Source organism: Acinetobacter sp. F-1, assembly GCF_022869025.1.
In the GTDB taxonomy this organism is placed as follows: domain Bacteria; phylum Pseudomonadota; class Gammaproteobacteria; order Pseudomonadales; family Moraxellaceae; genus Acinetobacter; species Acinetobacter pseudolwoffii.
This window is the reverse complement of record NZ_JAJKFX010000005.1, coordinates 137,711-162,873: the sequence shown is the minus strand read 5'-3', so window position 1 is coordinate 162,873 and position 25,163 is coordinate 137,711. Positions and strand designations below refer to the sequence as shown.

Here is a 25,163-nt window from a genome sequence, read left to right as displayed (position 1 = left end):
TCAATCAGCCCTTATTTTAAACTACTTTTTAATCAACTTAATATTAAGTCAACTGAGCAGCAGCAATTTTCTTCGTATCAACGTCTTTAGCAGCGTTAGTATATTCGCTCATCTTGTCGAAGCTTAAGTATTGATAGATGTCAGCTGACATGCTGTCAATTTGAGCTGCGTACTGTTGGTATTCTTCTGGAGAAGGTAATTTACCCAATACAGCAGCAACAGAAGCAAGTTCAGCAGAAGCCAAGTAAACGTTAGCACCTTGACCTAAACGGTTCGGGAAGTTACGAGTAGAAGTCGATACACAAGTCGTGTTCGGAGCTACACGTGCCTGGTTACCCATACATAATGAACAACCTGGCATTTCAGTACGCGCGCCAGCTTTACCATAAATATTATAGAAACCTTCTTCCATCAACTGATGTTCGTCCATACGCGTTGGCGGAGCAATCCACAAACGAGTTGACAATGCACCACCTGGAACTTTCTCTAACAATTTACCAGTCGCACGGAAGTGACCAATGTTTGTCATACAAGAACCAACGAATACTTCGTCAATTTTCACGCCTTGAACGTCAGAAAGAAGTTTTGCATCATCTGGATCGTTCGGGCAGCAAAGAACAGGTTCTTTAATGTCAGCTAGATCGATTTCATACACTTTCGTGTATTCAGCATCCGCATCCGCTTTAAGCAGTGATGGATTCGCTAACCATTTTTCCATGTTCTCAACACGACGAGCCATTGTACGCGCATCGCCATAACCTTCAGAAATCATCCACTTAAGCATAGTGATGTTTGAACGAAGGTATTCAGCAACTTTCTCTTCAGAAAGCGTGATCGAACAACCAGCAGCTGAACGTTCAGCAGAAGCATCAGACAATTCGAATGCTTGCTCAACAGTCAGGTCAGTTTCCATTTCTGTCAAATCGATCTCAAGGATACGACCAGAGAAGATGTTTTTCTTACCTTTCTTCTCTACAGTTAAGTCACCCGCTTGAATTGCGTAGTAAGGAATTGCATGTACCAGGTCACGTAGCGTGATACCAGGCTGCATTTTACCTTTGAACTTCACAAGTACAGATTCAGGCATATCAAGTGGCATAACACCAGTTGCTGCAGCAAACGCTACCAGACCAGAACCCGCCGGGAACGAAATACCGATTGGGAAACGAGTATGCGAGTCACCACCAGTACCCACAGTATCCGGAAGAAGCATACGGTTTAACCAAGAGTGGATAATACCATCACCTGGACGTAAAGACACACCACCACGGTTCATGATGAAATCAGGAAGCGAGTGTTGCATTTGAACGTCAACTGGCTTTGGATACGCAGCGGTATGACAGAAAGATTGCATAACAAGGTCAGCAGAGAAACCTAGGCAAGCCAAGTCTTTCAATTCGTCACGCGTCATTGGACCTGTTGTATCTTGCGAACCAACTGTGGTCATCTTAGGTTCACAGTAAGTACCTGGAAGTACACCTTGACCTTCAGGAAGACCACAAGCGCGACCAACCATTTTCTGTGCTTGAGTGAAGCCTTTGCCAGTTGCAGCAGGTTGAACCGGAGTACGGAACAATGTAGATACTGGAAGACCTAAAGCTTCACGTGCTTTAGTGGTCAAACCACGACCAACGATCAGGTTAATACGACCGCCAGCACGAACTTCGTCTAGAAGTACAGGTGTTTTAAGATCAGCTTCAGCAATTACAGCACCGTCTTTAGATGCAGAAACTTTCGCAGCAGCATGATCGATTTTAAGAACGATTTCATCGCCCATGTTCATGTTGCCAACATCGATCTCGATCGGTAATGCACCCGCATCTTCCATCGTGTTGAAGAAAATTGGCGCAATTTTAGAACCTAGGCAGTAACCACCGTCTTTTTTGTTCGGGATATGAGCAATGTCATCACCAAAGAACCAAAGCACAGAGTTGGTTGCAGATTTACGAGATGAACCTGTACCAACAACGTCACCTACGTAAGCAACTTGGTTGCCTTTCGCGATCAATTCTTTGATTTGGTTTAATGGACCAACTTCACCAGGAACTTCCGGGTTGATTCCGTCACGTACGTTTTTCAACATTGCATTTGCGTGCAATGGAATGTCCGGGCGGCTCCAAGCATCTTGTGCAGGTGACAAGTCATCAGTGTTGGTTTCGCCAGTGACTTTGAAAACTGTCAGTTTGATTTCTTCAGGAACGTCTGGACGTGAAGTAAACCATTCAGCATCAGCCCAAGACTGCATAACAGCTTGTGCATTTGCATTACCCGCTTTTGCTTTATCAGCGACATCGTGGAATGCATCAAATACAAGAAGCGTTTTCTTAAGCGCTTCAGCAGCAAGCTCAGAAAGTTCAGCGTTGTCTAAAAGTTCAACTAAAGGCGCTACGTTATAACCACCAAGCATAGTACCTAGCAAGTAAACCGCACGTTCTTTAGAAATAAGTGGAGAGGTTGCTTCGCCTTTTGCCAATGCAGCCAAGAACGCAGCTTTTACATATGCAGCTTGGTCAACACCTGCTGGTACACGGTTTTCAAGCAAATCTACCAAGTATGCTTCTTCACCAGCTGGCGGGTTAACTAGTAGTTCAACTAATGCAGCGGTTTGGGCATCGTCAAGTGGCTTCGGTGGGACTCCGAGTGCGGCACGTTCTTCAACGTGTTGGCGGTAAGCTTCTAGCACAGTGTTATTCCTCTTTTTTAAAAAATTACTTATGAATTCCTGCTTATTCCAAGCTTCACAAATAATATGGACTCCGAAATTTTACTAAATTTCCAGTTAAAAGTTAATGCAACTCAAGTGTTTCTTTGTGATGCTCGTTATTTTATAACTAAATGATGCTCTTAATGATTATTCAATAATCACTTTTAGATCAGATCTCAAGAAACAAGCCTATGAGCAGGCCCTTTTAACTGAATTTAATGCATAAAAAAGGCAACCATGATGTTGCCTGATTTGAAGTTAAAAAGATACTCCACCTTAGTGTACAGTGGTCGAGTTTAAATATTGCTGATATGAATCCCGGCAGCCTTTGAATTTCACCACGCATTCATCTTCACACATCGTGCTGTGATTATTGCTGGCAAAGGAAATATCCACCTGATACAGCTTTTTTTCTTGTTCTAGCACCTTCTTTAAAAATACTTTGTCGCCTACGCTCAGGACATAGCGACTACCAGCAATAATGACTACACCATGTTCATCTTCTAAGAGCAGATCAGAATGATGTAAATATCTGACGACTTGCATATTGTGTTACTCCTCGGGTAATTGGAGTTAAATTCATTATTCAATATAAAGATAAGTATTTCTATATTTTAGATTTAGAAATTGTCACAAAGTGTACATTTTGCTTAGGCTATTTTTTTATTATTAAGTAGAGGTTTTTTTGTCTTTTATTCGGGTTGATACTTTTTTTAAAGAGATGTTGCTATGCCTGATTCAGCCATTAAAAAACCGTTCCCTAGAACGGTTTGTAATCTGGTAATTCATCATGCGGCGTGGCAATACATTTTTCAGTAAACTCAGCGCGGACTTTTTCACGGGCTGCTTTTACATCTGCCTTAATCTCTTCGGCTGGAAGTGCGTAGACTTCATCAATAATGTTCAGAATAAAACCTTTGGTGGTTTCATCATCGATCTTGAGGGCATGCTCGATTGCTTTCTCTTTCTCAATCGCATTCTGACGATCCAGCATAATGGTTCGCGCGGCATTTCCCACACTTCGACAATAACCTTGCCACTGCTCTTCAGGGGTTAAGGGTTTCTTCTCGGCACAACCGGCCAGAGCCAGCATAAACGATAAAGCCAATAACTTTTTCATGAGTTTCTCCTTCCGAGGGGCAATATAAAAGATCGGGGAAGATTTGTCATTTAAAATGCCAGTATGACTCTAAATTTAAAAAAGCCCATCAATGGGCTTTTGTTTTTTAAATGATTAACCGCATGAAGCCTGAAGAATTTTTTTGCTGGCAGGATCTACAGTTACTGTCACACGCTCTTCACGATAATCCATGGTGACTGCTTGGCCCGGCTCGACCATACGTACAATCTGCGCCTGGGTTTTCTGTTTGATTTGCGCTTCAGTCAGGTTGGACTGACCAACCAATGTCATCGCCTGATCGGCAATACATTTAGGCTGGTTCATATGCAGCAACTCCCATTCTTCTACCACCTGTCCATTCTTTAAATGACAATATCCAACCTGGCCATTACTTTCATTACGTATTTCAAGCTTGCCACCCTGATTGACACAATAAGTGCTCGCCGGATTTGGCATACCTATTTTAGGCGCTTCCGTTTCTGATTGTGGTGTAGTGGTACAGGCGCTTAAAGCAACCGCCAGCAAACCGAACAGCATTGTTTTTTTCATGAGCGTGTATTCTTCTTCAATAATTCTGCACTAATTTAGCATATTTCCATACCTTTTCTAGGCACAAGTCTGTGTACATTGTTAATCAAACACCTTCAATAAAGTTTAAGAATAAAAGTATTGCTAAATTCAGTATTGCTATCTTGCCAACTATTTGATTGCTGAAGCTAGAGATGCGTGGAATCTGTTTAAATTGAGACGAATACTAATTTAGCGTTCTCAATTAAGTGATTCTTCATTCCATTATCAACACAATGTCATTACATAAAGTTTAAATAACTGCATTTTTAGATTTGTGATCTTTGCCAGATTGATTTACTATTTGATTGAATTTTAAACTTTCTACTGGCATGACAGACGATCTCCAACTCTCCCTCAAGGAATATCTTGCGACAGTTCAGGAAGTGGTCAAACTCACTTTCGATACGCCGGTATGGGTCAAAGCTGAGATTCGTAACCTTAGTATCAAAGCAGGTCATTATTATCTGGAACTGGCAGAAAAAGAGGCTGATAGCGATCAGGTCATTGCCAGTTGCCGAGCCACCATCTGGAAATTTAGCGCCCAGAAAATTGTCACTCAATTTGAACGTGAAAGCGGGATTGAATTAAGTCGTGATCTCAAAGTTCTGATTAAAGTCAAAGCCAATTTTGATCCACAATATGGTTTTTCTTTAAATATCGTCGAGATTGACTCGGGTTATACCTTGGGTGATATTGCCCGGCGTTATCAGCAGATTATTGACAGGCTAAGCGCTGAAGGGCTGATTCAGCGTAATAGAAACCTGCCCAGCCCTTTTGATTTGAACCGAATTTTAGTGATTGCTCCCGAAAACGCAGCAGGTCTCGGAGATTTCAGAAAAGATGCCGATGCACTACATCGTGCGCAAGTTTGCGAGTTTATCTATCACACTGCGACTTTTCAGGGAAATTCTGCCCCGCAAAGCATTATGCAGAGTCTGGCACAAGCTCTGAAACAATGGGCGAAAACCTATGACACTGCGCCAGATTTAATCGTCATTATTCGGGGTGGCGGAGCAGTCAATGATCTGGCTTATTTAAATGATTATGATCTGGCTGCCCTGCTCTGTAAACGCTCGGTTCCGATTTGGGTGGGCATCGGACATGAAAAAGACCACACCATTCTGGATGAGATTGCGCATCGCTCCTTTGATACTCCGAGTAAAGTCATCGCCGGAATTCGCAATCATATAGTCGAACTCACACAAGATGTCTTGAATTATTTACAGCGGATTCAGCGTTTATCTCAACAGCAAATTCAGGCCTACCAAAATCAGAATGATCAATTCTTAAAACTCATTCAAAGTCTGGCCAACAGCCAAATTATGGATGCCCTGCAACGTCTGCAACAGATCAAGGCCAATACCTCCAGTCTGGCTCAGCAACATACCCAACTAATCAATCAGCAGCTAGATGCCCTGATGCGGGAAATGCTATTGCAAAACCCACGACATGTTTTATCGAAAGGTTATGCCATCGTACGTCAGCAAGAACATGTGGTGGGTTCTATCAACCAGATTCAGCCCAGCGATCCGGTTCAGGTAGAACTGCAGGATGGCATTTTTTCAGCACAACTTATACAGGTACTTCCCCATGACTCATGATACTTTAAGCTTCCAGCAAGGCTATGACATCTTGAAAAAGAATGCGGAATTGCTCGAATCTCAGCAAGAACCGGACATTGATAATCTGATGAAAATCGTGGAAGAATCCATGAGCGCCTATAAAGCCTGCAAGGCACGTGTTGAAGCGGTGCAAAGTGCGCTAAATGACACATTTAAAGATTAGTGATTGAATGACTCTAGTTGAGTAGCTCAGGCTATTTAAGCATCTTTATATCATAAAAAACCCTCAAAAAATGAGGGCTTTTTTCAATTTAATTTACGCTATGAATATCCAGTTCCTCATTACTTGCCAATACGACAGAGGCTAAAATTGGCACCCCCAGAATAAAGGGTACAGCGAAGATCCATAAAACCACAGTCACTTCTGGATCAAAGAAAAATTGAATCGAAAGCGCAGTCAAAATAAGTACAGCGAATAGAATCATTGCAAAACGGATTATAAATTTAGTTGCCATGCGAACATACTCTGATGAGTGAAATTGTACTTTCAATATACACCTAATTTTATTAAGGCTTTATTGATTTTCAATTTATTATGATCTGATTTGATTGATTTTTTATATTTTAGCGCTGATTTATTGCTTCATTCATTTTTCTTAAGGATGTAACAGAAACATAATTTCAGCCATATTTCACAACTTTTTTGCAGCCCATTGCGCTTAAATTCTGATATTCATTGCTTCTACAGGTGTATACCCAAAGCACTGTACTTCATGACAAAGAAAATCACGAACATAAAAAGCCCAATATTGAATTGGACTTTTTTCTTTACTATTCAACTTCTATGGGATTACCATCTTCAGGGCGAATATGCCGCGTGCCATCATCTGCAGGATCAACACTTGAACCATCTTTGGTAATCGTGTTGTACAGCTCATCCTCTTTCTTATCATCGATAAACTCTTCATCTTCGAAATCTTGAGGCTCATTGTCATCATCGAAGTTTAACGGCTTTTCTTCATCTATCATGGCGATCCATCACTTCTATAACCCAGAAAATATCATGCTCAAACATTTGATCGTTTCATTCAAGGGTCAAGCATGATCATTTGTGTAACCGGGTCTATATTGCGGTTTTCAAGCCAGATACATATCAATAGATACTAGCGTTCTTTGATAAGTCATTTTTTAATCATTATAAATAAAATACCCTCATCCTCTTGCGAAGCAGTGCTTCTCATCCCAGAAGGATGAGGGTATTTTCAGCATCTATTTAAATATGAATAAATTGAACATTTTTTGATCAATTAAAGATATCTAATGAAATCTAGCAATCATTTAAAAATATTTATCTGTCCTTATGATTAGAAACGCCAATTATAGAACAAGTCAATTGCACGTTCTAAGGACTGACTCGCTTCCAAGTAAAGACGCTGATTCACCTGATAACGTAAAGTCAGTTTGTTCACCGGGGTAAAAACTCCGACGCCATAACGAAGATATAAATCAGGGGTAATATAGCCGGTCACCGACACCTGGGTATCATCCCCTGTTCCTTGTGCATCTAGTGCCAAACCACTCAAGCCAAACGTCCGTCCAATCTGGTTGGTCAGCGCGCGGGTTCCACCCAGGCCCAGACTGATACCTGCTGCGGCAATGGTATTATTCACATCAGATCTGAATCCTTCAGCCTGACTTAAACCGGATGCACCTTCGTTGATACGACCAGTAATCAAGGCATTTAAAGCTTCCTGCTCTGACAAGCCAGCATCATTATAAATCTGAATATTTGGGCTTGAAGCAGTGCCCGTCACCCGTACCCCGACCGTACTTCCCTGAACCGACTTATTGGCATCAACATCCAGCGTCGGATTGGTCAACTCACCATTAAAACGGGCAATGGCACGGTTCAGATCCAGACTCTGACCATAAGCTTCGATTTTCACCCGCTGTGATACCCCGATCGCACCATTGGCACGCATCGCAGTTTCCAGACCCCGCTGTGACAGATTGACCCGGCCCAATAGCGGAATACGGCTATCAAAGCCCTGGAATATCACTTGATTGCCCAGAGAAACCGCCACATCAGCCCGAATATCCCAAGGACGGGCAGATTTGAGAATAGCCAGCTGGTCATCACCTTCACGCACGACACGTACATCTGAAGAAAGTCCAACCACAGGTTCTGAGGCTTCAGGCATAGAAATTAGTGCACGTGGCACATCAACCGTACCACTTAGACTCAGCTTTTTATTGAATGGATACATGTCCAAAGTTAAATCGGGCGTAACCACGGCAGTAATTAAAGGTGCCTGACGAATCAGCAGATTTTCACCTTGCAGTTTTAACTGCACTCGCGGATCACCTTTCCAGTCGACTGAACCGGTCAATTTACCCACGCCACGACCACTGTTAAATGCACCATTAATACTGGCAGAATTCTGACGTATCGATGAATACAACTGCACATTGGTCAGATTCACCGGCAAGGAGATCATGCTGATCGAAGCATCTTTGACTCGAACCTCACCTTCCAGCAAAGGATCAGTTAAGGTTCCACTCACTTTTCCGGCATAGGACAAGGTGCCATCCAGATTACGGATGTCCTGAATAAAGGGTTTAAAGACTTTAAGCTGTACCTGATTAAAGGCAATTTCGCCACGCATCGGTTTACTGTCCCGATATGGATCAATAATGACATTGGCATACCCTGTCCCGATATCCGGAGTTTTTACATCCAGTCGAACTTGTAAGCCTTCTGCGACACTTTTTGCCACCAGACCCACTTCATCATATTTTAGGGTAGAACCTAAATAATCCGGGTCTTCCGAAGATAAGCCGACCACACCACTTCGGGTGACCAGACGCGCATCGATTTTTGGTTTAGCACCTTGCGCCCAGGCTGCCTTGGCATAACCGTTCACTTTACCGGTCAATGCCAGCCCTTCAGGCAGGAATGCACTGAAATCATCCAGATCCAGGTTTTGGGTCACAAAGGATACGCTGCCACGGGTTTTATTGACCCGAATCGGTTGATCAAAACACAACTGGCTTTGCTGACTCATCCAGCAATGTGCACCGACAAACAGATCAGACTGGGCCGCATTATAAATCACTGCCGCATTTTGACGCTGTACTAAATGAGCACGCAAAGAGTCAAAATCACCTTTTTGAATCTGACCCAGCCAGTTATTTTGTGCATTAAAGCCACCGGCCAGCTGCACAAAGAATTTTGACAGTTTATTTTCTGCCTGAACTTTAAGGATATGCGCCGCACGAGTACCGGCAAGTGATATTTCCCCGCGTACAATTTCCCGTGAACCGCTACGCAAGCGATCCATTGTGGCAGTTAATAAGGTTGCTGTGGTCTGCGAGGTCGGCAACTGCCCGCGGACACGAATTTTTTGCACACTCATCAGGTTTTTAAAGGCAAAATTATCAATCGAAAGATTTGCCGAAGCCTGCAAACGTGGCTGCGCCTGCATATTGATATAGCCCTGCGCACGACCTCTTAAGCCCGGATATAACTCATACAATGCTGGTGCGTTGACTTTGAGTTGCAGATTCTGCGCATTGCCGGTGGCCTGAATCTGGTTGCTGGCATAAGACAGGAACAGGTTATTGGCTTCAAACTGCTCTGGAACAAAACCACGCTGATTTGAATTAATAATGACTGATAAATTACCTGTGCCTCGTACCGGCTTGTTATTTAACATACCGGCCAGATTCAAACGCTGGATCTGAATGCGTTTTAAGGCATCTGACCAAACCCCTTGGGTTTTTACATTGCCCGACAACTCGCCTTTCAGGTTGGCATTAAAATATTGCGGCTTAAAGCGGATTAATGAAGCGTTAATATCCCAGTCAATACCATTTGCCAGATTCACCAGACCATTGGCATTAATCTTGCCAGCGATACCATCATGACGCAATTCATTGACTCTCAATACTTCTGGTGTACCTGAAACACGCAGTTTCAGGATTCCCTGACTGGCTTGCAACTGACTGGCATTTAAAGCCCCATCATAATTGACTGCATAGCCTCTAAAACCACCGCCGGCTTTTTCATTATGGAATAATAAAGCAATGGTACTGTTACCGGTCAGACGTACTGTTTCGTTCTGTTCTGCCAGGCGCCCAGTCAGGTCTACATTAGACAGTTTAATAATCTGCTGATTGGGTTGTGCATAGCCATTGGCCTTGATCTGGCCATTTAAACGGTCTATCGGTGAAGCCGCAGCCAGACTTCGGGTATTTAAGTCCTTGGCGTTTAATAATGCAGTCCATTTCAACTGGCGTTTTTCTTGTGGCAGTTCAATTCGCGCATGACCGCTTAAGCTACCTGCCTGTGCATTGGCGCTATAATTGAAGCTCGGCACATTTAGAATATTATTTTTCAGATCCAGTTTGGCCTGATACATGCCTGCTGGCAGAAGACCTTGTTCGTGCTGTTCGACTTTGGTTGCCACATGAATATTCTGCTGGCCTTCGACCAGTGCCAGTTTCACATCGCCAGACTGACTGCTGAGCCAGCCGACATAGGGTACGGCGCGGTCGATATTTTGCCAGGCAACATCCAGAAGCATCGGTTGTGCTTTATTGTCTTTAACCGGATTCTGATCCAGTTTGATATTCCAAGTTTCATAACGGTCAAAATCTACCAGCGCCGTCAGATGCGGGCCATTTTCCAGATTGCCTTTTGAGGCAATATTGCCATCCAGGCTAGGTGGTAAAAAGTCTTGTACGACTTGCGGGATACGTTCATGCTTAGGATCAATTCCGTTTAATCGTCCGTTCAGATCCCAGCTTACCTGTTCGTTCCAGCCCACTGTCCCGGCAAGGCTAACCGCACCTTTCATCAGCTGGCCATTCAGATCGGTAATATTGAGCTGATTGACCAGATCGGTATACATCACCGCGTTATACTGGCCTTGTGGAATATTTTCACCGCTCAGGTCGGTACGGACGTTCAAGTCCAGACGATCGATATCTCCATTGAACTCGGCAATCCCGTCTTTCGTAAACAGTTTCTGCTCAGTCAGAATCGGCCAGTTATAATCCTTAAATTTTAACTCGCCACGCATCGGCACCTGGGGCCGCATTGGATGTACGATGGCCCAACCGGTTAATAAATCGGGTGTATTGGTCGCTACGCCTGCCTGAATCGTATCCAGCGTGCCACGCGCCCGAACCTGAATATCATGAATATTCAAGCTGTCTCTTAAAGAAGGCAGATTGACGATTGCGCGGGCATCCAGTGGATATTTGCCTTCAAACTGCATTTTACCCGTCGCTTCACGCACCGAGAGATAACCCATATCCATGCGGGAATCTTCAAAGTTTAATTCGGTACCAGACCAGAGCGCATCATTTAATTCGATATTATAAAAATCAACTGCCGTGGTTTGGGTTTTAATCACCAGATGATCAAGGAGCAGATGATCGACGCGCAGCACAAAAGGCAAACGGATGGCATTGAACTTGAAAGGTTCGCTGCTAGACGGAGTTTTATTAATAATTTGCAGGTTACGGACATCTGCTTCATTCAGATGAATTTCTTTTTTGATGATCGCCCGCCAGCCCAGTTTTACATCAGCACGATCAATTTTGACATCGACCGGTTTCAGGCTGACCAGCACATTTTTAAGAATAATTCCACGCCATAAATTTCCGCCTTCATATTCATAATGAATAATTTGCTGGCGTTGTAATACCTGATCTAGCAGGAACTTACTGCCCTGATTGGTCGAAAACAGCAGCGCCAGCACAGAGAGCAGGAAAATGAGTGAGAAAAGTACCGACAACAGGATACTTCTCAATATACGGCGCTTTTTCGGCACAACGCTATCTTGTGGTTGTTGTTCTGGCTGTGGTTGGTTCTCGACCATGATGTACCCAAATAACTATTTTTAAAAAATGATGTTTTATAACTGCGAACCAATAAAGAAATGCAGACGAATTGGGTGATTGTCATCAGACAATCCAGTCGCCACATCGATACGAATCGGTCCAATCGGTGAGGCCCAACGTATCCCCACACCCGCACCATATTCGGTCGGATTACTGAACTCTTTATTATAAGCATTTCCGGCATCTGCAAAAACCGCAGCACGCCAGCCTTCCCTAAACTGATAGTTATACTCTAAGGAAGCAACCCCTAAGGCCTGACCACCGACTTTAAAGCCTTCAATTTCCGGAGAAAGACTCTTGTAATCAAAACCACGAATGCTCTGGTCACCACCGGTGAAATATCTCAGGTTATACGGCACTTTGGCAAAATCTTCAGTGAAGATATAACCGGCATCGGCACGTCCAACAAACTGATGATCTGCATTTTCACCCAATGAATAGATAAAACGCCAGCCTGCATTTACAATCGCCATATCTGCATCAGACAATAACGCCTCACTACCCAGCTCGACTTTGTAGGTCTGCTTGAAACCCTTGGTCGGATTGACCCGACGATCGGTATCGGTACGTGAAACTTCATAACCGACCAGTAACGACTGCTGTTCATCTTCGGTATTAAAGCGAAACGCTTCCGGAATCTGGTTAAAATCAACAGAACCATTCTGCTTCAAGCGATCCAGACGGTAACGCGCTCCAAAAGTACGCTGCCAGTTACCCAGCGGGTTTTTAATAATCCGGTCTACACCCAGCACTGCCGATTCAATTTGCAGACCTTCACCTTGAGCCACGCCATCACGTTCTTCGCGCTCATAACCACCGACAATACTGACATAATCATTCAGCGGATGGTGATAAGGAATGTTATAACGACCATCGATGGACTGCCGGATACCGGACAACTCGAGGTTGGCATCAAAAGAATGTCCGCGCTTATTTACAATGGCGCGGCGGTACTGACCACGTAGACGGATATTGGTATCTGTTCCATAACCCAGACCCAGTTCAGCACTGTTTAAACGGTCTGCATTTAAAGTCACAATCACTGGAACTTTCTTCTCTTCCCGCGCTTGTGCCTTTAAACGCTCCTGCTCATTTTCTTTGGTCTGCTGCTCGACCCGCAAGCTTCTTAAATTTGGATTTTCCTGATCGCGGCTACCGGCAAACTGGTCTTCATCGACGACATTTTGAGTGACTTCTTTAGCAGATGCCACTGAGCGATCAGGCTGTGTCGCAGTCGCCTGATCTTCAGAAAGTTTCTGTTCTTCTATCAGGCTTTGAATATCCGGTGCCAGCTCCAGCTCCCTGTCAACCGGATCAGGGCGAATTGCGTCCACCAGGGTATAGTTAAAATAGCGCGAGTTGGTCAGGTTATTGGCCAGGCTATTCACTCGCCAGAAGGTATAGTCTGCACCATCTTTCCAGGTGACCAGACTTTCGAGTACATCACGATCCAGCGGAAATTCCTTTTCAGGATCACTCATTCTAAACTCGACATTGCCCAGCTTGTAACGCTCGCCTGTCTCGAAACGTAGATTTACATCGGCCGTATTTTGTGGCTGTGCAATCTTGACATCATGCAAGCGCCAGTATGAATCAAAATAACCGTTGTTATTGGCGGCAGTATTAATCCGTTGTTTGGTCTGTTCATAATTGCCGTGATTGAAAATATCGCCCTCTTCCTGCTCAGGCAAAAGACTGATGACCTGGAATTGCGGCTGTTCCGCACCCGCTCCGCTAAATTCCAGATTTTGTGTAGTGATCAGCACAGGTTCATTCGGGGTGACAAAAACCCGAACGCGACTATCAGAGATTTTTTCAAACCTGAACTGGGCATTGTAATAACCGACTGCCTGTGCCGCCTGTCGGGACAAGGTTCGCAGTTGTGGCAAAGCGGAATTAAAGTCGCCAAAAGACTCCTGGGTAAAACTGGACAGTTTGGCTTTGACATTATTTCTTAAATTCAGATAGCCTTCAGGCTCAGCTCTACGATTCAGCATACCATTGCTTTGCGCAATACCTTCGCCGTTCATAATCACCACATCCGCACTAATTCGCGGAACTCTCGCGGTCATGATCTGACGTGGCGGACGGATTTTATAAAATAGTCGTTTAAAAATATTGGGACGTTTCTCATCTTCAGCAACAAGTGGCCCCGTTACTTCTGGCAAAGTCATGCCGGCTTCATTATTTTGTACAATAATCTGGCTGTCTGCCTGAATCGATTGCATCAACTGGTCGACATTTACAGGTGCCTGATTGATTTCAAGTAACTCTTGCTGACTGATATCTGCTACGACTGTTTCAGCGGTCTGGGTATTGCGATAATTTTGTGCTTCCTGCTTGGCTTGCTCGGCCTCACGATAAATTTCATTCGCCATGTTCTGGTCAATGGACTGGATCGGCAGCTCTTCCAGATCATCGAACTGGATCGGTGTAAATACGTCCAGACCGGAGCCTGCATTTTGCTGTTGTTCCAGCATCAACATGCTGTCGACAGATGCTTCCGGCTGTATCGCTTCTTCAATTTTTTCGGTGGCTTCATTTTCAGATGTGACCAGTCCCTGTCGCATCGCTTCTTTGGACAGTTCATCTACCATTTCTGCCTGAGAAATGGCCACAGGTGTTTCAGGCTGTTCGGTTTGTGCCATGCTCTGATGGGATAACATCATAAAAAAAATGCTCATACACAGCTGTGCCCCACTCTGAAGTGGTATAAGCGACCCCATACTGCGATGAAGCATCGTTTTTTTAAATTTTTTCTTTGCAGGCATGGCAAACTCGAAACGAATACATTCTTTAATTGATTATTTGACCGAAAAATATAAGCTAAAGAGCTTAATTGATTGGTTTTTACCTTTACATGGCTGAAAGTATCTTACATGATTTTTCTCAATGTTTACGCATAACTGACATTTCTTAATAAAACTTAATGTAGCACGCTCTATATGAACAAAAATGAACATTTGTTAGCTTCTCGGCGCTTTTTACCGATGTTTCTGACGCAGTTTTTTGGTGCATTAAACGATAATGTATTTAAACAAGCGTTACTCCTGGTCATCACCTACGGCTGGATTCAGCAACAATCGGCCAGCATCAGCACCTTGAATAATCTGGCTGCTTTGCTGTTTATCCTGCCTTATTTTATTTTTTCAGCCACCGCCGGACAAATTGCCGATAAATACGAACGTTCACAGCTGATTCGCTATTTAAAGATTCTGGAAATTGTGATTATGTTGTTGGGAACCGTGGGTTTCCTGCTCGGCAACCTCTGGATTCTGTTATTTGCCTTATTCCTGATGGGAACCCAGTCCACCTTCTTTGGCCCGATCAAATATGCCATTTTACCGGAAGTGCTAAAACCCAATGAGCTGATGTCTGGCAATGCCCTGTTTCAGTCCGGAACATCGCTGGCGATTTTATTCGGTATGATTCTGGGTGGCGCGGTCATTGCTGCATCTTCTGGCAACCTGATCTGGATCAGTTTAACAGTCGTTGTGATAGCCCTGATTGGTTATGGATCGAGTCGTTATATTCTCAAACAAAATATCCCTGCACCAGAACTGCAAATTGACTGGAATTTTTTCCGTACTAGCTTGCAAACATTAAAATATGCTCAGGGTTTGCCATTAGTCTTTACCATTTTATTGGGTAACTCATGGTACTGGTTTTACGGCGCAACCTATCTGACTCAAATCCCTCAACTGACCTTGCAAAATCTGCATGCCTCTGAAAATGTTGCCAGCCTGCTCTTAACTTTCTTTTCTGTCGGAATCGGGCTAGGTTCATATTTATGCCGCAAAATCGGTGGCAGCCAGGTCAATATCAAGATGGTGCCATTTGGTGCTATTGGTCTGGTGGTCTTTGCCCTGTATCTGGCCGCAAGTCTGGCCTTTGTTCCAGCACGTACCGGTGAATTAATCGGTCTGGCTGATGTGTTTCAGCAAGGCTGGAGTTATTACCATGTGATGCTGGCAGTGACCTTACTCGGGATTAGTGGCGGTTTTTATATCGTACCGCTTTATGCCATGATGCAGGCGCATTCTCCCCGCTCACATCGTGCGCGTGTGGTTGCAGCAAATAACATTCTGAATGCCGTTTTCATGGTATCTTCTGCTATATTTTCGATTATTATTTTAAGTGTTTTAGAGCTTGATCTTAAAATACTTTTTTGTATTACCGCAGTGTTAAGCGGCCTGTTTACCCTATGGCTGCTTTTCCGACTCAAACCCATGATCAAAACCGCGAAAACACCCTTGGAGGATTAATTCATGCGTCAATATACAGGTGTCGACAAGCTGATTCATTCTTTTGATCAGGCATTACGCAGTCTCGTCCCGGGCACGACATCGGCACAACGTGAAAATCCAGCCCAACCGGTAGAAACACAATTGACGGTGAGCGATGCCCGTCATGTGGCAGGTTTGATGCGGGTCAATCATAGTGGTGAAGTTTGTGCACAGGCGCTCTATCATGGTCAGGCCATGACGGCAAAACTTCCGAATGTGCGTCGTGAAATGGAACAGGCGGCAGTTGAAGAACAGGATCATCTGGCCTGGTGTGAAGACCGCTTGAAAGAACTGGATAGCCATACCAGTCTGCTCAATCCGGTCTGGTACGGTCTGTCCTTTGGTATGGGCGCGCTGGCCGGAATTGCCGGTGATAAATACAGTCTGGGTTTTGTCGCAGAAACTGAACGTCAGGTGAGCATGCATTTGCAGCATCATATCAGTCAGTTGCCGCCGCAAGATGAGCGTTCTCGGCGCATTCTGGAACAGATGAATGAAGATGAGCTGCATCATCGGGATACAGCGTTGAAGGCAGGCGGTGTAGATCTGCCTGCTCCGGTCAAAATCACCATGACAGCTATTTCCAAACTCATGACCAAGACCAGTTATTTTATTTAAAAAGATCGATCCGATCTCAGCCCACGCATTGTGGGCTTTTTATTACGCTTCAAATCTTGAGCGAGATAATAAACTCAAGGCATCTGGCGATCTTATTACTTATAAGCTCTATAAAATGATAGAGATTCTCCACAGCATCCTTTTAATCTTTTTTGCTCATTTCAGAAAGTAGGTCTAACTGGATTTCCTGGATTTGCGCCAACCGTTCCCATTGATGCAGCAGCAGATGATCTAATTTTTCATGTAAATGCTGAATTTCCAGTTCAGCTTTTAAGTTGATCTGATAATCATTTTGCGAACGTAAGCGGTCTTTTGCTTCCTGTCTGTTCTGGCTCATCATAATAATAGGTGCCTGAATCGCCGCAAGACAGGAAAGGATTAAATTCAATAGAATAAATGGATAAGGGTCTGCAGGCTGAGTCACCATCACCACAGTATTTATCGTAATCCATAGACCTAGAAAAATTGCAAAACAGATCAGAAAGACCCAGCTTCCACCAAAAGTTGCAACTTTATCGGCCAGCCTTTCACCCAAGGTCCACTTTTGCTCTAATTCCGTTTCCACATTTTTGGTGATCAGTTCATGCTGATGCATGCTATGAATCACTTCGACCTCAAGATCTGTGACCTCACCCTTTTCCAAACTTAATAATGAATGTACATACTGCATACGATAGCGGGTTAGATCTGTCTGACAAATATAATCTTGCGGCGTCCAGACTGGAATATCCTTGCCAATCTCTTCAGTAATGACTTTTCTGACCGTTCCCATCGGAGTAAGATCTTTCAGAAGAAAGTGCTTGCCGCACACCAAACATTTATGGCTCTCATTTTTTTCTTTCATGATAATTCTCTTTTTAAACCAGCTCACTCAGCTATAATTTTTATATAATTGTTTTTATTAAATAAATTTGATCCCTTGGATATCAATTATATATCAAGTCCGTCTGGTCTTTTGAATAAATGAATTTCACCTCGGTTTTATTTTGGATTGATAAAATACTTAACCAAGCGCACTATGATCTGATCATTCAAGGTAATTTTCAGATCGATTCAATCCTACTATCTATACATGACTTAAATTTACTATAATCATAATGATAATAAAAAAGGGCTTCATTGTGCGCCATTCATACCATCTTGAAAAACATTATATCGAACGTGCGGGCTGGCTTCGTGCAGCTGTACTGGGGGCAAATGACGGGATTATTTCGGTCACCAGTCTGGTGGTGGGTATCGCAGCCAGTGGAGCATCCACTGAAATTTTATTGGTAACCTGTGTTGCCGGATTGATTTCTGGCGCCGCATCAATGGCAGCTGGTGAATATATTTCAGTAAAATCCCAGCAAGATATTGAAACCAATGATCTACTCATGGAAGAGCGCGAACTGCAACGCCATCCCACCCATGAATTAAATGAGCTCAAAACGATTTATATACAACGAGGTCTGGAACCCGCTTTGGCACAACAGGTCGCTGAACAGTTGACCGACCATAATGCCTTGGATGCCCATGCCCGGGATGAAATTGGTATTTCAGCACATACCTCGGCTCAGCCCTTTCTCGCTGCATTTTCTTCGGCTATGGCATTTACGGTAGGTTCATTATTTCCTTTAATTTCAATCATGATTCTACCGGAACACTATCTGGATAAAGGCGTCATGCTGATTGGCGTTTTAAGTTTGGGGATGATGGGTGCACTGGCGAGCTATGCCGGTGGAGTGAGCGTCTGGAGAGGTGCAGTTCGGGTGATGCTGTGGGGAATTATCGCCATGTTATTCAGTGCGTGGATCGGATCATTATTTAATGTGTCTGTTGCCTAAATATGGGTTTATTTTTTAGTTAAATACAGAATAGGATTGAGCGGTTCTTCTATTAACATCACTGAAAAATGTTTTTTCGAAAAACTAACGGCTCTAACAAAACTTGAGTTTATTTTAATTTACGTTCAGTTTTAATTTAGACGCTTAAACCTTAAGATCTATGTCTGAGAGGTATTGTTATGGAAACTACGATCATTCTTGCCATCTTGGCGATCATTATCGTATTGCTGATCATTTTTTATAACAAGAAAAAGTGAAATAGCGATGATTCATTTCTTGCTACTTTGAGGTTTTTTATCGAGCTTAAAATAAATTCCAGAGCTTTAAATCAATCAAATATTAATTCCCTGTCGGAAAACCATGAAATCCCCATTGGATCACATAAAGGATCCCAAGGATTAAAATCACCGAAACCACAATTTCCAATATTTTCATTTTTAAATGATTCCTAAACTCCACCTGAGCCATCTTATCTGAATTTTTCTTTTCATATAAAAACAAAAAACTGCATCATAAAAAAGCCTGATCTTGCTTGATCAGGCTTTTAAACATTCGTATTGCATAAATTACATCAGCAAAAAATTAGGTGATTTGATTTAAATCAGCTGTTCAACTCTTGGGAAACAATGTAACTCATGCTCGAATACAGGGTCTTGCCAGATATCAAACATGGGAACTTTTACATCCAAAGCCAGGGGCAATTTTTTTTCATTAAACTGCATATGTCGAAGATCTGATCCCCAGGCAATCAGATCTACATCCAGGGTAATTTGATGCGATGGACGTGTCCGCCCTGATGCCTGTTCCAGCTGTTTGAGCAGCTCAATAATTTCTGCACTCGACACCGAACTTTTTAATAGACATGCCGCATTCCAGTAGTCAGCTCCAATGCCATCCCGGCAAGGAATCCTATAAATGGGAGAGAACTGGACTTCTCCCCATTCAGAAATACCTTGCTGTGCAGCTTGAAAATGTTGCTGAGGATGACAATTACTCGCTAATGCTAGAGCGAAAATCGTTTCGGTGGCGTTCAAGACGTATCCCTACAGAATTGGCTTGCGCGATAATGGCAGGCTTACGGATCGTAATATTAATCGATTCAATTGCTGTAAAGGTAGTAAAAAGTGCATTCAGCACTAACTTTGCTGCATGTTCAATCAATTCAGGCTGAGCTTCTTGAATGACCTTGGCTGAAATCTCACAAATTTCTGCATAATTCAGCGTATCTGCAAGAGCATCTGAATTTGATGCCTGTTCTAAATCGGTTTGAATGGTCAAATCCAGCATTAGAGGCTGAATAATTTGACGCTCCCAGTTAAAGCAGCCCACGACTGTCTCAACCTTTAAACCTTCAATAATAATGGCGTCCATTGGATTGCTCGAGAATTTAATACTGACCACATCCCTCTCAAGCTCCTCTTTAAAGGGAGGAGCTTTTAAAGTCCCCCTTTAAAAAAGGGGGATTTAGGGGGATTTTTCCAAGTCTAGATGGGTTTAAGATTAATGCTTTAACAGCAGATTCGGATCCATGCTCTGCACCATTTGCAAACGCTGATCGGCATAGATATCGGTATATGGTGCCAAAATTCGCATAAAACGGTCGAAATACAGCATTTGCTTAAACAGCAAAGCAAAGTCGCGCGGGAAGCGGATGCCGTGACGTTCACCCACAGCCACCATATCCATCATGATATCGTTCAGATCAGCCGGATTTGATGTTAACAGCTCCTGAGGGTCTGCCATCAATACGCCACTGAATAAACGCTCAAGATCCGCTGCCAGAACTTTGGTATCAATCTGCACAGCAGTCATACCCATTTTCAGCATGTTCTGTGCCATCAACTCATAATTGGTATGTTGCAATGAATCCATAAATGCCATACATGCCGTCCATACCTCAGGTTTGAGCTGGCCAACAATGCCAAAATCGATAAAACCGACACGGCCATCTTCGAGCAGCATCAGGTTGCCTGCATGCAGATCGGCATGGAAACTGTTACACATCATCAGGCTGCCAAACCAGGTGTTCATTGCGGTAATGAGTACTTGAGATGGATCTTTGGATACTTTTTTGACCACTTCAAAATCGGTCAATGGCACACCATACAAGCGTTGCATGGTCAGCACACGACGGGTCGAATACTGATGATAAACCTTAGGTGCAGTCGCTGCCTTATTATTGGTGATATTCAGGTAATTAACAAAATCATCCAGATTCTGGGCTTCTTCAATGAAATCGACTTCACGCACCATACGGGTTTTGATTTCATCGACAATATCGGCCAGTGAAGCAAACTTGACTTTTGGTACTGCTTTTTCCAGCAACTTGGTCGCCCAATGCAATACATTCAGGTCGGTATATAAAATAGTCTCTACACCGGGTTTTTGTACCTTAATCACGACATCTTCGCCAGACACCAGTTTGGCCGCATGCACCTGTGCAATAGATGCAGAGGCTAACGGCGTTTCATCAATCGATGCAAAGATTTCGTCCAGATTACGACCTGCAAATTCAGAAGCCAACACTTGCTGGATATAGCTAAACGGCAAGCGTGGAGTCTGATCCAGACAACCCTGAAATTCTTCTACATATTCACGTGGAAACAGCGACGGTGTGCTGGCAATAAACTGACCCAGCTTGATATAAGTCGAACCTAAGGATTCAAAAGTTTCACGCATGAGTTTGGCATTGCTCGGCTTTTCAGTGGCATATTTAAAGCCCGCCTTTGCCGCGACGACTGCTGTTTCCCCCATACGGGCAACTGAACGTATTCCATCTAACCAGATATTGTTTTTCATAATGTCTTAGGAAAAATTAATTAAACGCAGTGTAGCAAAAAAAATTCACTTTGCAGGCTTATCTTGCCTGACAGATTGGGCAATCTGTATCTTTTTCGAAAGCGAGAATCCGCTGCTTAAAACTCAGTCCATCCCATAACAACAGCTTTTGTCGAAGTGGTATCTGACCTAATCCCAGATATAACAAGGCATGATGTGCCTGTAAGCTGGCCATCACATTCGGTGTGGTGGCCAGTACACCGGAATCTGCACAGCGCAGACTTTCATCGGCCTGATTTTCTGGCGGGAACAGGCAAGCATAACAGGCGGAATCCCCTTCGACCATAAATAGCTGACCTTGCAAGCCAATCGCAGAAGCACTCAATAAGGGCACATTCAGCTCCACGCAAATCTGATTGACCAGATAACGTGTGGCAAACTGATCACAGCCATCCAATACCAGATCCTGATGCTCAATCACACTTACTGCATTTTCAGCCGTTAAGGCCTGATTCACATATTCAACTTGTAGGTTCGGATTAACCTGACTCAGTCTTTTGGCCAGCGTTTCTGCCTTATAAAATCCAATATCCTGCGGTATAAATGCCAGTTGTCGCTGTAAATTACTCATCTCGATGGTATCCGGATCGATCAGGGTAATTTTTCCCACACCTGCACGTGCCAGAAGTTCTGCCAGTGCACAGCCTATCCCGCCACAACCAATAATGCAGACATTAGAAAATTTTAACCGTTCTTGAGCGTCAATATCCCAGCCATCCAGAAGAATCTGACGGCTATACAGATGCAGTTCAGCATCGGTGAGTTCGAATTCTGGGGATATGGTATCCATGTTAAATGTAGACAACGTCTTTCCTTGTTTCGAAAATTTTTAACAATGATCGTAAAATTAGCTTTACTGAAGTTTCTAAAGGCTGATAAATCTCTGGAATATCAATCTCACATTCAATTCACAGCACATCAATAAATGGTTCGGCAATCGTTGAGGCAAATAGCATATCAGCTAAACGTTCGGTATCAAGATGCAGCCGCTATGGCTTGGCAAGATTTTTTGAATCACCTCAATTAAACGGTTCCGGCAAACTGTTCCTTCTAATTTATAAAAGGTGTCAAACCTGAAGTTTTTAAAATCTTTGCTATTGAATTACCCTGTAAATAGAACTGCCTTGTTTAGCAATTCTGTAGTCTCTGCCTGTATTTGAGTATGAAAATGTATGAGTTCAGTGAGACCTAAGGCATCTGTCTCTAAATATGATTAATCTGAAAATACCAAGCAATCTTTTCAGCTTTCATAAAATCGTATGGAGAACATACATGACCGAGCATAACAATACTCAACATGATAATCGTGAAAAATTATGGGAATTGATCAAGGATGTTCGTTACACCATGATCAGCCATTTAACCGACACACATGAAATACACTCCCAGCCGATGACCATGCTGAACTCCGAGCAGATGAATGAACGTCAAAACTTATATTTCATCCTGCGTAACACCAATGATCTGGTCAAAGCAGCAGAAACAGGCCGTGGTCAGATTGGTCTGTCTTTTGCAAAACCATCAGATGGTATTTACGTGTCGATTAGTGCACATGCCCAGATCAGTACTGACCGCATTCTGATTGAACAGTTGTGGAATCCGTGGGCTGAAAACTGGTTTGAAGGCAAAGATGATCCTACCGTACGGGTATTGATTGCTGAAGCAGTCAGCGCAGAATATTGGAATGTGACAGACAACAAAGTCACCCAGCTTTTTAAAGCCTTAAAAGGCGGCGTAACTGGTGAAGCGGGCGAACCTCATGCAGAACATCAAAAAGTGAATCTACAAGGTAATATCTGGTAATGAATGAGATTTAGCCTCTTGAAATTAAGAGGCTAAATTTTTGATATATTTCATTTTAAATATTAATGTAATTTTACTGTAATGACATAAAAATTATAATTTTAGCTTGCCTCAATCTGCTCTCTTGAAGATATAAGTTTGGGGAAATCAGCTCAATATCTGACTAAAATTTAAGTAGAAGATTTATTTCCTAAAAAAACCAAAGGCTGCCATGGCAGCCTTTGAACATTCAATCAAACAATTAATTTGAAAAATTAACTGACTCGCTTCATCTCTTGAAGTTTGGCAACTTCCTGCTGTTTGAGTAAATTGCGCTGAATCTTGCCACTCGATGTTTTAGGCAAAGACGTCACAAACTCAATCTCTTTCGGATAGGCATGTTTGGATAAGCGTGAACGTACATAACTTTGCAGTTTCAACATCAAATCTTCAGTGGCTGGATATGCTGATTTAAGTACTACAAAGGCTTTCACAATTTCAGTACGTTCTGGATCTGGCTTGCCGACGACTGCAGATTCAAGCACTTCTTCACATTCAAGCAAAGTACTTTCTACATCAAAAGGCCCAACCCGATAGCCCGAAGTTGTAATGACATCGTCTGCACGCCCAATAAAATCAATACCGCCATATTCATTCAGCTTCACGGTATCACCAGTGAGATAATACTGCCCGACAAAAGACTTTCGATTATGACCGGCATAGCCTTTAAACCACATCAAGGGTGAAGCTGCACAGTCAATTGCCAAGATTCCAATCCCGCCTTTTTCGACTTCCTGATGTTCTGCGTTCAATACCGCAAAGCGATGCCCCGGAATCGCAAATCCAGCTGAACCCACTTTTTTATGATGCTCCAAGCCATGATGATTGGCGATCACCATACCGAGTTCAGTCTGTCCATATTGATCATAAATATTCACATTTAAATCATGATTGAACCACTGGATCACTTCAGGCGTAAGCGGTTCACCTGCACTACTGACCACACGCAAATGCGAACTGATGCCTGCATCAAATTTTTCTTTAAAGCCAAAGAACATCCGGAATGCAGTTGGCGAGCCAGTCAGGTTACTGACTTTATATTTCTCAATGATATGTACAGCATTATCGACGCTAAATCCACGTTCATCCATAATGATGCTATGACCTAAACTGAGCGGGCCCGCAATGCCATAATATAGTCCATAGGCCCAACCTGGGTCGGCCAGATTCCAGAAGGAATCTTCTTCTCGCAGATCTACGGCGTGCAGCATATAGCCTTTAAAGGCCAACAACGCTTTTAAAGGTACAGGAACCGATTTTGCCAAGCCTGTGGTGCCTGAAGTAAACATCATCAGAAAAATATCATTAAATTGGCCACTCACTGGCTCAAACTCTTCTGACTGCTGCTTTAACTCGGTCCAAAAGTCAGCATCCGGATAATGATCTGCCACTGCCTGATGTACGGTCAGAATATTTGGAATATTCAGATCATGCAGTTTCAAGCGCTGCTCTTGATCGGTGACAATCAGTTGAGTAGCGGCTGTACTCATACGATGCTCAATTGCTTTACTTTCAAAGGCAGTGAACAAAGGCTGATAGATAGCACCGATCCGCCAGGTGGCCAAAATAGTAATTAAGAGTGCAGGTGTTCTTGGCAGTAGTCCAGCTATACAATCTCCTGCTTTTAAACCCAGAGAATGCATATAATTGGCCAGCTGTCCTGAAGCAGTTGCCAATTGTTCAAATGTCCACTGCTCTGTTTGACCATTTTTGCCTTCCCAGATCAGTGCGGTTCGGTTTTGGCCAAGGTAACGTCCACAACATTCAGTATAGGCATTGATGGACTCTGCATTTCCAGCCAGATGTTCCTGAACCATATTTTCAAAATTGAAATCAACATATGCTTGTTCTAGTGTCTTCATGACGACAACCTCTATCCTGTTGTATTTT

The 25,163-nt window shown here is 43.3% G+C and carries 20 protein-coding genes; 6 read left to right on the top strand and 14 right to left on the bottom strand.

What is annotated here, in order from left to right; translation table 11 throughout:
• Positions 1-43 precede the first annotated feature (43 nt).
• From LOZ91_RS06950 to LOZ91_RS06935, 4 genes are all read right to left on the bottom strand, one after another.
• Positions 44-2,683: a bifunctional aconitate hydratase 2/2-methylisocitrate dehydratase gene (locus LOZ91_RS06950; protein WP_005097191.1), complete on the bottom strand. Its 2,640-nt coding sequence runs from the start codon at positions 2,681-2,683 to the stop codon at positions 44-46.
• A gap of 297 nt (positions 2,684-2,980) precedes the next feature.
• Positions 2,981-3,250 (bottom strand): hypothetical protein, encoded by a 270-nt coding sequence (locus tag LOZ91_RS06945; protein WP_005097192.1) that lies wholly within the window; start codon positions 3,248-3,250, stop codon positions 2,981-2,983.
• A 214-nt stretch (positions 3,251-3,464) separates the two neighbouring features.
• Positions 3,465-3,824 carry a hypothetical protein gene (locus LOZ91_RS06940; RefSeq protein WP_005097193.1) on the bottom strand — a complete coding sequence of 120 codons (360 nt, stop codon included), beginning with the start codon at positions 3,822-3,824 and terminating at the stop codon, positions 3,465-3,467.
• A 114-nt stretch (positions 3,825-3,938) separates the two neighbouring features.
• Complete coding sequence (locus LOZ91_RS06935; protein WP_005170565.1) at positions 3,939-4,373, bottom strand: I78 family peptidase inhibitor; 435 nt, start codon at positions 4,371-4,373, stop codon at positions 3,939-3,941.
• Between the two features lie 350 nt (positions 4,374-4,723).
• Between LOZ91_RS06935 and xseA the strand changes: the two genes are divergently transcribed.
• Together xseA and xseB are read left to right on the top strand one after the other, a co-directional pair.
• Positions 4,724-5,995: an exodeoxyribonuclease VII large subunit gene (xseA, locus tag LOZ91_RS06930; protein ID WP_244782883.1), complete on the top strand. Its 1,272-nt coding sequence runs from the start codon at positions 4,724-4,726 to the stop codon at positions 5,993-5,995.
• Positions 5,985-6,179 (top strand): exodeoxyribonuclease VII small subunit, encoded by a 195-nt coding sequence (gene xseB, locus LOZ91_RS06925; protein WP_005170556.1) that lies wholly within the window; start codon positions 5,985-5,987, stop codon positions 6,177-6,179. Before xseA ends, xseB begins: the two co-directional genes overlap by 11 nt.
• Before the next feature lie 88 nt (positions 6,180-6,267).
• On the opposite strand, the gene LOZ91_RS06920 is transcribed toward xseB, so the two are convergent.
• The 4 genes from LOZ91_RS06920 to LOZ91_RS06905 all read right to left on the bottom strand — a co-directional run bounded on the left by LOZ91_RS06920 (position 6,268) and on the right by LOZ91_RS06905 (position 14,637).
• A complete protein-coding gene (locus LOZ91_RS06920; protein WP_005097198.1) occupies positions 6,268-6,471 on the bottom strand; it encodes a hypothetical protein in 204 nt (67 codons plus the stop codon).
• A 316-nt stretch (positions 6,472-6,787) separates the two neighbouring features.
• Positions 6,788-6,985 (bottom strand): hypothetical protein, encoded by a 198-nt coding sequence (locus LOZ91_RS06915; RefSeq protein ID WP_244782881.1) that lies wholly within the window; start codon positions 6,983-6,985, stop codon positions 6,788-6,790.
• A 335-nt stretch (positions 6,986-7,320) separates the two neighbouring features.
• Positions 7,321-11,844 (bottom strand): translocation/assembly module TamB domain-containing protein, encoded by a 4,524-nt coding sequence (locus LOZ91_RS06910; protein WP_244782879.1) that lies wholly within the window; start codon positions 11,842-11,844, stop codon positions 7,321-7,323.
• A gap of 36 nt (positions 11,845-11,880) precedes the next feature.
• Positions 11,881-14,637, bottom strand: a complete 2,757-nt coding sequence (locus tag LOZ91_RS06905; protein ID WP_074383215.1) for an autotransporter assembly complex family protein — start codon at positions 14,635-14,637, stop codon at positions 11,881-11,883.
• A gap of 174 nt (positions 14,638-14,811) precedes the next feature.
• Here LOZ91_RS06905 and LOZ91_RS06900 point away from each other — a divergent pair, with 174 nt between their 5' ends.
• Both LOZ91_RS06900 and coq7 read left to right on the top strand, forming a co-directional pair.
• The gene (locus LOZ91_RS06900; protein ID WP_244782878.1) at positions 14,812-16,131 is read left to right on the top strand and encodes an MFS transporter; all 1,320 of its coding nucleotides are present in this window, start codon (positions 14,812-14,814) and stop codon (positions 16,129-16,131) included.
• Between the two features lie 3 nt (positions 16,132-16,134).
• Entirely contained in the window at positions 16,135-16,770 is a 636-nt protein-coding gene (coq7, locus tag LOZ91_RS06895) for a 2-polyprenyl-3-methyl-6-methoxy-1,4-benzoquinone monooxygenase (protein WP_100355338.1), read from the top strand.
• 142 nt (positions 16,771-16,912) lie between these two features.
• On the opposite strand, the gene LOZ91_RS06890 is transcribed toward coq7, so the two are convergent.
• Positions 16,913-17,614, bottom strand: a complete 702-nt coding sequence (locus LOZ91_RS06890) for a DUF1003 domain-containing protein (protein WP_005097208.1) — start codon at positions 17,612-17,614, stop codon at positions 16,913-16,915.
• A gap of 277 nt (positions 17,615-17,891) precedes the next feature.
• Here LOZ91_RS06890 and LOZ91_RS06885 point away from each other — a divergent pair, with 277 nt between their 5' ends.
• On the top strand, positions 17,892-18,593 hold the full coding sequence (locus LOZ91_RS06885; protein ID WP_005097209.1) for a VIT family protein: 702 nt from the start codon (positions 17,892-17,894) through the stop codon (positions 18,591-18,593).
• 596 nt (positions 18,594-19,189) lie between these two features.
• Here LOZ91_RS06885 and LOZ91_RS06880 read toward each other — a convergent pair.
• The 4 genes from LOZ91_RS06880 to LOZ91_RS06865 form a co-directional block, all read right to left on the bottom strand.
• Positions 19,190-19,627: a 2-amino-4-hydroxy-6-hydroxymethyldihydropteridine diphosphokinase gene (locus tag LOZ91_RS06880; RefSeq protein WP_100355339.1), complete on the bottom strand. Its 438-nt coding sequence runs from the start codon at positions 19,625-19,627 to the stop codon at positions 19,190-19,192.
• A complete protein-coding gene (gene folB, locus LOZ91_RS06875; protein WP_074383219.1) occupies positions 19,584-19,964 on the bottom strand; it encodes a dihydroneopterin aldolase in 381 nt (126 codons plus the stop codon). Before folB ends, LOZ91_RS06880 begins: the two co-directional genes overlap by 44 nt.
• Positions 19,965-20,093: 129 nt before the next feature.
• The gene (locus LOZ91_RS06870) at positions 20,094-21,392 is read right to left on the bottom strand and encodes an AarF/UbiB family protein (RefSeq protein WP_244782876.1); all 1,299 of its coding nucleotides are present in this window, start codon (positions 21,390-21,392) and stop codon (positions 20,094-20,096) included.
• Positions 21,393-21,450: 58 nt separating this feature from the next.
• Positions 21,451-22,221, bottom strand: coding sequence for a HesA/MoeB/ThiF family protein (locus LOZ91_RS06865; protein ID WP_005106630.1), 771 nt, complete (start codon positions 22,219-22,221; stop codon positions 21,451-21,453).
• A gap of 482 nt (positions 22,222-22,703) precedes the next feature.
• On the opposite strand from LOZ91_RS06865, the gene LOZ91_RS06860 reads away from it, so the two are divergent.
• A complete protein-coding gene (locus LOZ91_RS06860; protein ID WP_004731434.1) occupies positions 22,704-23,234 on the top strand; it encodes a pyridoxamine 5'-phosphate oxidase family protein in 531 nt (176 codons plus the stop codon).
• 254 nt (positions 23,235-23,488) lie between these two features.
• Here LOZ91_RS06860 and LOZ91_RS06855 read toward each other — a convergent pair whose 3' ends face one another.
• Positions 23,489-25,135, bottom strand: a complete 1,647-nt coding sequence (locus tag LOZ91_RS06855; RefSeq protein ID WP_244782874.1) for an AMP-binding protein — start codon at positions 25,133-25,135, stop codon at positions 23,489-23,491.
• Positions 25,136-25,163 lie beyond the last annotated feature (28 nt).

Excerpts from the sequence above, each read along its gene's own strand:
- LOZ91_RS06945 (WP_005097192.1), bottom strand. The coding sequence starts at position 3,250 with ATGCAAGTCGTCAGATATTTACATCATTCTGATCTGCTCTTAGAAGAT.
- LOZ91_RS06940 (WP_005097193.1), bottom strand. The coding sequence starts at position 3,824 with ATGAAAAAGTTATTGGCTTTATCGTTTATGCTGGCTCTGGCCGGTTGT.
- LOZ91_RS06935 (WP_005170565.1), bottom strand. The coding sequence starts at position 4,373 with ATGAAAAAAACAATGCTGTTCGGTTTGCTGGCGGTTGCTTTAAGCGCC.
- xseA (WP_244782883.1), top strand. The coding sequence starts at position 4,724 with ATGACAGACGATCTCCAACTCTCCCTCAAGGAATATCTTGCGACAGTT.
- xseB (WP_005170556.1), top strand. The coding sequence starts at position 5,985 with ATGACTCATGATACTTTAAGCTTCCAGCAAGGCTATGACATCTTGAAA.
- LOZ91_RS06920 (WP_005097198.1), bottom strand. The coding sequence starts at position 6,471 with ATGGCAACTAAATTTATAATCCGTTTTGCAATGATTCTATTCGCTGTA.
- LOZ91_RS06915 (WP_244782881.1), bottom strand. The coding sequence starts at position 6,985 with ATGATAGATGAAGAAAAGCCGTTAAACTTCGATGATGACAATGAGCCT.
- LOZ91_RS06910 (WP_244782879.1), bottom strand. The coding sequence starts at position 11,844 with ATGGTCGAGAACCAACCACAGCCAGAACAACAACCACAAGATAGCGTT.
- LOZ91_RS06905 (WP_074383215.1), bottom strand. The coding sequence starts at position 14,637 with ATGCCTGCAAAGAAAAAATTTAAAAAAACGATGCTTCATCGCAGTATG.
- LOZ91_RS06900 (WP_244782878.1), top strand. The coding sequence starts at position 14,812 with ATGAACAAAAATGAACATTTGTTAGCTTCTCGGCGCTTTTTACCGATG.
- coq7 (WP_100355338.1), top strand. The coding sequence starts at position 16,135 with ATGCGTCAATATACAGGTGTCGACAAGCTGATTCATTCTTTTGATCAG.
- LOZ91_RS06890 (WP_005097208.1), bottom strand. The coding sequence starts at position 17,614 with ATGAAAGAAAAAAATGAGAGCCATAAATGTTTGGTGTGCGGCAAGCAC.
- folB (WP_074383219.1), bottom strand. The coding sequence starts at position 19,964 with ATGGACGCCATTATTATTGAAGGTTTAAAGGTTGAGACAGTCGTGGGC.
- LOZ91_RS06870 (WP_244782876.1), bottom strand. The coding sequence starts at position 21,392 with ATGAAAAACAATATCTGGTTAGATGGAATACGTTCAGTTGCCCGTATG.
- LOZ91_RS06865 (WP_005106630.1), bottom strand. The coding sequence starts at position 22,221 with ATGGATACCATATCCCCAGAATTCGAACTCACCGATGCTGAACTGCAT.
- LOZ91_RS06860 (WP_004731434.1), top strand. The coding sequence starts at position 22,704 with ATGACCGAGCATAACAATACTCAACATGATAATCGTGAAAAATTATGG.
- LOZ91_RS06855 (WP_244782874.1), bottom strand. The coding sequence starts at position 25,135 with ATGAAGACACTAGAACAAGCATATGTTGATTTCAATTTTGAAAATATG.